Source organism: Streptomyces sp. NPDC094034 (assembly GCF_040303865.1).
Lineage (GTDB): Bacteria > Actinomycetota > Actinomycetes > Streptomycetales > Streptomycetaceae > Streptomyces.
The window spans coordinates 79,983-88,027 of the sequence record NZ_JBEOUD010000035.1 but is presented as its reverse complement, the minus strand read 5'-3'; the positions used below and the strand labels follow the sequence as shown (position 1 = coordinate 88,027).

Genomic DNA, 8,045 nt, shown 5'->3' with positions numbered 1-8,045 from the left:
GGTAATGGTCAACTCGGCGTCGCCCGCCGCCAGTCGGATGCTCTCTTCGCTGCTACTCACACCACGACATTACTTGCGCCGACGCAGATGATCGACCGGACAGGACCTGGGCGAAGCCCGCCCAGCACAGCCACGGAGGCTCCCGTGACGTCGACACCGCGACCGGGTCTCACCCGGTTCAACACCTCACCCGACGATGTGGCGCTGGCCGCACTGCACGAGGTGTGCGCCGGCCGGGCGTGGGGGGCCAAGGTCCTCGCCCGGCGCCCGTTCCCCGATCTGAACGCTCTCCTCGCCGCCAGTGACACCGCGACCCGTGAGCTGGACGGCGCGGAACTGGCCGAGGCGCTGGCGGGACACCCGCCGATCGGCCGGCCGAAGCCGGAAGACCCGGCCTCCGCCCGTGAACAGCGCGGGATGGCGGGCGCGTCGCAGGAGCTGAAGGCCGAGATGCTCGAACTGAACCTCGCCTACCAGGAGCGGTTCGGACATGTCTTCCTGATCTGCGCCACCGGAGCCACCGGTGAGCGAATGCGCGACGCGCTGAAGAGCCGGATGGGCCACACACCGGAACGGGAGCGTGCGATCGTGCGCACCGAACTCGGCAAGATCAACCGGATCCGGCTGACCCGTCTCGTAGCGGAGGACGACGACTCATGAGCACCGCCACCACGGCCTCGGTGTCCACCCACATCCTGGACACCAGCATCGGACGCCCCGCCGAGGGCGTCGCCATCGCGCTCGCGGCCCGTGGCGGCCCCGGCGCGCGGTGGGAGGCGCTCGGCGGTGCGCGTACCGACGCAGACGGGCGGTGCGAGGATCTGCCGGAATTGCCGGTGGGCACCACGCGGGTACGTCTCGACTTCGAGACCGAGGCGTACTTCACCAGCAGGCAGGAAGCCGAGGCACGGCAGGACGCCCCCCGCGCGAGGGACCGCGGTGTGTTCTTCCCGGAGGTGGCGATCACCTTCACCGTCACCCCCGGCGAGCACTATCACGTACCGCTGCTGCTCAACCCGTTCGGCTACTCCGTATACCGAGGGAGCTAGGACATGACCGATCAGCCCCGCCCGAGCCGCCCGAGCCGCCCGAGCCGCCCCGTGACGCTCGGTCAGAACCAGTACGGCAAGGCGGAGAACCGCGTCGTCAGGATCACGCGGGACGGCGGCACCCACCACGTCAAGGACCTCAATGTCTCCGTCGCGCTCTCCGGCGAGATGGAGGACGTCCACTACTCGGGCTCCAACGCGCATGTACTGCCGACCGACACCACCAAGAACACGGTCTACGCGTTCGCCAAGGAACACGGCGTCGAATCGGCCGAGCGGTTCGGTATCCATCTCGCCCGGCACTTCGTCACCAGTCAGGAGCCGATCCGGCAGGCGCGCATCCGGATCGAGGAGTACGCCTGGGAGCGCATCGAGACCTCGGGCGGCGACTCCGGGCACGTCGGCGCGGACGAGGCCAAGCACTCCTTCGTCCGCAAGGGCCAGGAGACCCGGCTCACCCAGATCACCTTCGACGGTGAGCGCTGGCAGGTCATCTCCGGTCTGAAGGATCTGACCGTGATGAACTCGACGGACTCCGAATTCTGGGGTTACGTCAAGGACAAGTACACCACTCTCAAAGAGGCGTACGACCGCATCCTTGCCACCGAGGTGTCCGCCAGGTGGCGTTACGGCTGGTCGGGCGACGACACCCGCATGCCGGACTGGGAGCGGTCCTACGAGGAGGCCAGGAGGCATCTGCTCCAGGCCTTCGCCGAGACCTACTCGCTCTCTCTCCAGCAGACCCTCTACCAGATGGGTTCGAGGATCATCGACCGCTGTGGCGAGATCGACGAGATCCGGTTCTCGCTGCCGAACAAGCATCATTTCCTGGTGGATCTGGAGCCGTTCGGACTGAAGAACGACAACGAGGTCTACCTCGCGGCGGACCGGCCCTACGGGCTGATCGAGGCGACCGTCCTGCGGGACGGAACCGAGCCGCGGATCCCGGTCGATCTGACCAATCTCTGACCCGTCGTCGGCCCGAACTCAGCCCGAACTCAGCCCGAACTCAGCCCCGGACTCAGGAATCAGGAAGAGGAACCGCCATGGCTGCTTCGCGTATCGTCATCGAGAACTGCGCCATCGCGACGGTGGACGCGCACGACACCGAGTACACCTCGGGACATGTCGTCGTCGCGGACAACCGGATCGAGTCGGTCGGCGCGGGCCCGGCCCCGGTCCGTCCGGAGCGCGAGCCCGAGAACGCGGTCCGCCGTATCGACGGCACCGGCCATCTCGTCACGCCCGGCCTGGTCAACACACACCACCACTTCTACCAGTGGCTCACCCGCGGACTCGCCACCGACCACAATCTGTTCAACTGGCTGGTCGCGCTGTATCCGACCTGGGCGCGGCTCGACGAGCCGATGGTCCGCGCCGCCGCGCAGGGCTCGCTGGCGATGATGGTGCGCGGCGGTGTCACCACCGCGATGGACCACCACTACGTCCATCCGCGCGGCACGGGCGACCTGTCCGGTGCGATCATCGAGGCCGCGGCGGAGATGGGCGTACGGTTCACCCTCGCCCGCGGCTCCATGGACCGCGGCACATCGGACGGCGGACTGCCCCCGGACTTCGCCGTCGAATCCCTCGACAGCGCGCTCGCCGCCACCGAGAAGACCATCGACAACCACCACGACGCTTCCTTCGACGCGATGACCCAGATCGCCGTAGCGCCCTGCTCGCCCTTCTCCGTCACCACCGAACTGCTGAAGCAGGGCGCCGAGTTGGCGCGCCGCAAGGGCGTCAGGCTGCACACCCACGGCAGCGAGACGGTGGAGGAGGCACAGTTCTGCAAGGAACTGTTCGGGATGGGGCCCACCGACTACTTCGAGTCGACCGGCTGGCTCGGCCCCGATGTGTGGATGGCCCACTGCGTCCATATGAACGACACCGACATCCAGGCCTTCGGCCGTACCGGCACGGGCGTCGCCCACTGCCCCTCGTCCAACGCCCGGCTCGCCGCCGGGATCGCGCGGGTCCCCGACATGCTCAGGGCCGGTGTACCGGTCGGCCTCGGTGTCGACGGCACCGCCTCGAACGAGTCCGGGGAACTCCACACCGAACTGCGCAACGCGCTGCTCATCAACCGGCTCAGCGCCCACGGCGAGTCCGCGCTCAACGCCCGCCAGGCGCTGCGGCTCGGTACGTACGGTGGTGCCCAGGTCCTCGGCCGCGCCGACCAGATCGGCTCCATCGAGCCGGGGAAGCTCGCCGACCTGGTCATGTGGAAGCTGGACACCCTCGCCCACGCCTCCATCGCGGACCCGGTGACCGCGCTGATCTTCGGCGCCGCCGCCCCCGTCACACTCTCCCTCGTCAACGGCCGACCCGTGGTGGAGGGCGGTCATCTGACCACGGTGGACGAGGACACCATCGCCCGCCACACACGGACCGAGGCCCAGCGTCTCGCGCGGATCGCCGAACAGGGCTGATCCCGCCAGGGCACACGCCAGGACACACTTCAGGACATCCGGTCGCGGGGGACGGCCCACGACCGGAGGCCAGGGACCCCAGCGGGGTCTCTGGCAGCCGTGCCCGGGAGGTGTCGTACCGCACGCTGCCGGTACCTCACCTCCCGGGACGGTGAGATGTGTCTCGTGCCCGCACGCGAGGGGGAGCCGATGGCGCCGGCCCGGACCGCGCAGCAGGCCCGGCGTCAGATCAGCGGATGGCGAGCAGCTCAAGCGTGTCGATCACGCGGTTCGAGAAGCCCCACTCGTTGTCGTACCACGCGACCACCTTGACGTGGCGGCCGTCGACGCGAGTGAGGGCCGAGTCGAAGATCGACGAGGCGGGATTGCCGGTGATGTCGGACGACACGAGCGGGTCGTCCGAGTACTCCAGGACGCCGGCGAGCGGCCCTTCCGCCGCGGCGCGGTACGCCGCCAGCACATCGTCGCGTGTCACATCGCGGGCCACCGTCGTGTTGAGCTCGACGATCGAGCCCACCGGCACGGGTACGCGGATCGAGTCGCCCGACAGCTTGCCGTTGAGGTTCGGCAGCACCAGGCCGATCGCCTTGGCGGCACCGGTCGTGGTCGGCACGATATTGACGCCGGCGGCCCGGGCGCGACGGGCGTCGCGGTGCGGACCGTCCTGGAGGTTCTGCTCCTGTGTGTAGGCGTGCACCGTCGTCATGAACCCGTGCTCGATACCGGCGAGTTCGTCGAGGACCGCGGCCAGCGGCGCGAGCGCGTTGGTGGTGCAGGAGGCGTTCGAGACGATCGTGTGCACGGCGGGGTCGTAGGCGTCGGTGTTGACCCCGAACGCGAGCGTGACGTCGGCGCCGTCCGACGGCGCGCTGACGAGTACCTTCCTCGCGCCCGCGTCGAGGTGGGCGCGGGCGGCCTTGGCCGAGGTGAAGCGGCCGGTGGCTTCCAGGACGATGTCGACGCCGAGTTCGGCCCACGGCAGCCGCGCCGGTTCGCGTTCGGCCAGCACCGTGATCCGACGGCCGTCGACGAGGAGGGTGTCCCCTTCGACGGTCACCGGACGCCCGAGCCGGCCGGCCGTGCTGTCGTAGGCGAGCAGCCGGGCGAGAGCGGCGGGCTCCGTCAGGTCGTTGACAGCGACGATCTCCAGGGCGCTGTCGCGCTCCAGCAGCGCGCGCAGCACATTGCGTCCGATGCGGCCGAATCCGTTGATGGCGATGCGAGTCATGAGTGGTGTCCCTTCCCTTCGCCACCAGGCTCGCCCGCGGCCAGGGCCGCCGACAGTGGCGGGATCGCCATGGTTCGAAAGGATCCCGTCACGCGGCGCCGGGCGGGTTACTCGCCCCGGGTGAAGGTGCGCCGGTACTCGCTCGGTGTGGTGCCGAGGATGCGCTGGAAGTGCAGGCGCAGATTCGCGCCGGTGCCGAGCCCGACGTCGGCGGCGATCTGTTCGACGCCCCGCTGCGAGCGCTCCAGCAGTTCGCGGGCCAGGTCGATACGGGCGCGCATCACCCACTGCATCGGCGTGTAGCCGGTCTCCTCGACGAAGCGCCGGGAGAACGTGCGCGGCGAGACTCCCGCCTGCCGCGCCAGTGTGCCGAGGGTGAGGTGCTCGCCGAGCCGGTGCAGCGCCCACTCGCGGGTGGCGGCGAACCGCTCGCCGAGCGGCTCGGGCACGCTGCGCGGTACGTACTGGGCCTGCCCGCCGCTGCGGTAGGGGGCGGCGACCAGACGCCGGGCCGCGTGGTTGGACGCGGCCACTCCGAGATCGCCGCGCAGGATGTGCAGACACAGGTCGATGCCGGAGGCGGCGCCGGCCGAGGTGAGCACGCTGCCCTCGTCGACGAACAGCACGTTCTCGTCGACCTGGACGAGCGGATGCCTGGCCATGAGTGCCCGCGTGTAGTGCCAGTGCGTCGTGGCGCGCCTGCCGTCGAGCAGCCCCGTGGCGGCGAGCGCGAAGGCACCCGTCGAGATGGCGGCGAGCCGCGCGCCCCGGTCGTGGGCGGCGATCAGCGCGTCGACGACGGCCCGCGGCGGGTCGTCGCGGTCCGGGAACCGGTAGCCGGGGACGAAGACGATGTCGGCCCACGCGAGCGCGTCGAGGCCGTGGGCGACGTCGTACGCGAGGCCGTCGCCGCCGGTCACCAGGCCGGGTGTCGCGCCGCACACCCGCACCTCGTACGGCATGCTCGCGCGGGTCGTGAAAACCTGCGCGGGAATGCCGACATCGAGCGGCTTCGCACCCTCCAGCACAAGGACGGCGACGCGATTCAGGCGGGAGGCTGACACAGGACGAGGTTACGCGGGGCAGGACGTCGGGCGCCGTTGTCAGACCCCCGTGGCAGCATTCCCGCCATGGATCTCGCACAGGTATTGGCCGACCTTGACGCCCAGCCGTGGGCGGAGCTCGAGCACGCCTACGGCAGCGCCGAAGACGTGCCCGAGGCGCTGCGGGCGCTGGCGGGTGCGGACGAGGAGGCGGCCGGGGAGGCGCTGGGCGAGCTGTACAGCAGCATCCTCCACCAGGGGTCGGTGTACGAGGCGTCCGCGCGGGCCGTGCCGTATCTCGCCGGGCTGGCCGCCGCCGGGGTGCGCACCGACGATCTGCTCGTCCTTCTCGGGGGGATAGCCGAGAGCGAGGCCGTTTATGACGGCACGCCGCCCGGCGAGTGCCAGGCCGCCGTGATCGGCCAACTGCCCCTGATCCTGCCGCTGGTCGACGCCGAGGACAAGGCGGTGCGGCAGGCGGCCGTCTGGGCGGCGGTGCGTACGGGGGCCGCGGAGCCCGTTCTTCCGGTGCTGCTGCGGCGCTGGAAGCGGGAGAAGGAGCCGCTCGTACGGGCCGAGTTGCTGGCGGGGGCGGTACTGCTCGACCCCGCGGGCGCGGCGATGGGCATGGTCATGGGGGCATTGGCGGCGGGGGAGCCCGGGGAGCTCCGGATCGCCGCCGTCTTCGGCACTCTGGACCTGGGGCTGCCCTGGACCGGGAGCCACCATCAGACCGTGCTGTCCCTGCTGCCGGCCGGCCAACTGGTCGCCGACCGCTTCGACACGGAGCGGACGGAACCGCTGCACCACATCGTCGAGGCGCTGCTGGACCGCGACACCCCCGCGGATCGCGAGGCGGCGTTCGCGCTGCTCGATTTCGCGCTGCGCGTCCCGGACGACGAGGTGCGCGCGGAGGCCCTGTGGGCGACGGAGCAGGCGTGTGTGTCCTCGCGGAGCGCGCCCGCCCGGCTGGCGAACCCGCTGATCGCGCTGTTGGACGACCCGGCGTCGGCGCGCCCGGCGCTCAGCGCCCTGGACAAGCTCGGACCGTACGCGCTCGCCGCGGCGCCCGCGCTGACGGCGCTCGCCTCCGGGGGCGGCGATGTCGCGGACCGCGCGCTCAAAGTCCTGGTGGTCGTGGACCCCGAGCGGGCGGCCCCGCTGCTCGCGCGTGATCTGGCCGGGCGCCCGGCGGCCCTCGGCGCCGCCAGCGGCTTCCCCCGCACCGACCACGACAGGCCGTTTCCGTACCACCCGGAGCTGCTGGACGCCGCCAGAGTCAGACTGACCGTGCCGGAGCTCCACGGGAACGAGCCGAACCGGCTCATCCGGCTGCTCGCCTCCTGGGGCGAGCGAGCCGCGCCCGCTTTTCCCGAACTGGCCGCGCTGCTCGGCGAGTTTCCCGCGTTCGTGCCCGCCGCACTGGCGGCCGTCGATCCGGGGAGGGCTGTCGTGCCGCTGGCGGAGGCCGCCGCCGAGGGGCCCGAGCCCGGCCGGTTCGCCGCCGCGCGTGCGCTCCACTCCCTCACCGGCGACCTTGAACCACTGCTGACCGTTCTCGCCGCGGAGCTCGAGGCGGCCGACCTCCACCGCGTACGGCAGGCCGCCCGGGCCACGGCCGATCTCGGTAAGGACGCCGCCGTGCTGATTCCGCGTCTGCGGGCGGCGCTCGGTACGGACGACGATCGTGTGACGAGCCCACGGCTGGACGCGGACGTGGACATCGCCCTCGCCCTGTGGCGGCTGACCGGTGATCCGGGGGAGGCGTTGCCGGTGATCGCCGCCGTACTGGAGGCGTCGGGCAGCGAGTGGATGCGCTGGACAGCCGTCCACGCCGCCCGCGCCGCCGCCCGGCTCGGCCCGGCCGCCGCGACGCTCCGTCCGGCCCTGGAACGGGGACTGGCCCACCCCGAACGGGCCCCGTCGATGGCCCTGGCCCTGCTCGCCACCGGAACCGCGGCCCCGGACGACGCCGACCGGACCCACGACGCCGACCATGCCCACCTGGCCGATCACGCGCGTCTCGCGGACACGCTCCTGAGCTGCGCCGAACGCCACGCGGACCCAATGAGGGCCCTGGAAGCCCTCGCGGCGCTCGGCCCGGAATCCCTGACGGAGTCCGCACTGCACCGGCTGACCACCCTGGCGGAACGGGACCACCGGATATGGGGCACGGGCCTGGAACCGGATGTCGTCTCCTCGGACACACGCTTCCAGGAGGCGGCCCGCGCACTGCTGCGCACCGCCACCGCCTCCCGGCGCACCGACGCCCGGGCCGCCGCCGACTGAC

The 8,045-nt window shown here is 71.3% G+C and carries 7 protein-coding genes; 5 read left to right on the top strand and 2 right to left on the bottom strand.

Annotated features, from left to right (window positions below; translation table 11 throughout):
* Window positions 1–144: 144 nt before the first annotated feature.
* From uraD to ABTZ59_RS27065, 4 genes are all read left to right on the top strand, one after another.
* Complete coding sequence (gene uraD, locus ABTZ59_RS27080) at window positions 145–660, top strand: 2-oxo-4-hydroxy-4-carboxy-5-ureidoimidazoline decarboxylase (protein WP_351418153.1); 516 nt, start codon at window positions 145–147, stop codon at window positions 658–660.
* On the top strand, window positions 657–1,049 hold the full coding sequence (gene uraH, locus ABTZ59_RS27075) for a hydroxyisourate hydrolase (protein ID WP_351418142.1): 393 nt from the start codon (window positions 657–659) through the stop codon (window positions 1,047–1,049). The genes uraD and uraH overlap by 4 nt, the downstream gene beginning before the upstream one ends.
* Window positions 1,050–1,052: 3 nt before the next feature.
* Window positions 1,053–2,018 carry a factor-independent urate hydroxylase gene (pucL, locus tag ABTZ59_RS27070; RefSeq protein ID WP_351418125.1) on the top strand — a complete coding sequence of 322 codons (966 nt, stop codon included), beginning with the start codon at window positions 1,053–1,055 and terminating at the stop codon, window positions 2,016–2,018.
* A gap of 77 nt (window positions 2,019–2,095) precedes the next feature.
* Complete coding sequence (locus ABTZ59_RS27065) at window positions 2,096–3,484, top strand: 8-oxoguanine deaminase (protein ID WP_351418118.1); 1,389 nt, start codon at window positions 2,096–2,098, stop codon at window positions 3,482–3,484.
* 229 nt (window positions 3,485–3,713) lie between these two features.
* On the opposite strand, the gene gap is transcribed toward ABTZ59_RS27065, so the two are convergent.
* Window positions 3,714–4,712 carry a type I glyceraldehyde-3-phosphate dehydrogenase gene (gene gap / locus ABTZ59_RS27060; protein ID WP_351418105.1) on the bottom strand — a complete coding sequence of 333 codons (999 nt, stop codon included), beginning with the start codon at window positions 4,710–4,712 and terminating at the stop codon, window positions 3,714–3,716.
* A gap of 107 nt (window positions 4,713–4,819) precedes the next feature.
* Window positions 4,820–5,776 (bottom strand): GlxA family transcriptional regulator, encoded by a 957-nt coding sequence (locus ABTZ59_RS27055; protein WP_351418097.1) that lies wholly within the window; start codon window positions 5,774–5,776, stop codon window positions 4,820–4,822.
* A 66-nt stretch (window positions 5,777–5,842) separates the two neighbouring features.
* Here ABTZ59_RS27055 and ABTZ59_RS27050 point away from each other — a divergent pair, with 66 nt between their 5' ends.
* Window positions 5,843–8,044 (top strand): hypothetical protein, encoded by a 2,202-nt coding sequence (locus ABTZ59_RS27050; RefSeq protein ID WP_351418092.1) that lies wholly within the window; start codon window positions 5,843–5,845, stop codon window positions 8,042–8,044.
* Window position 8,045 lies beyond the last annotated feature (1 nt).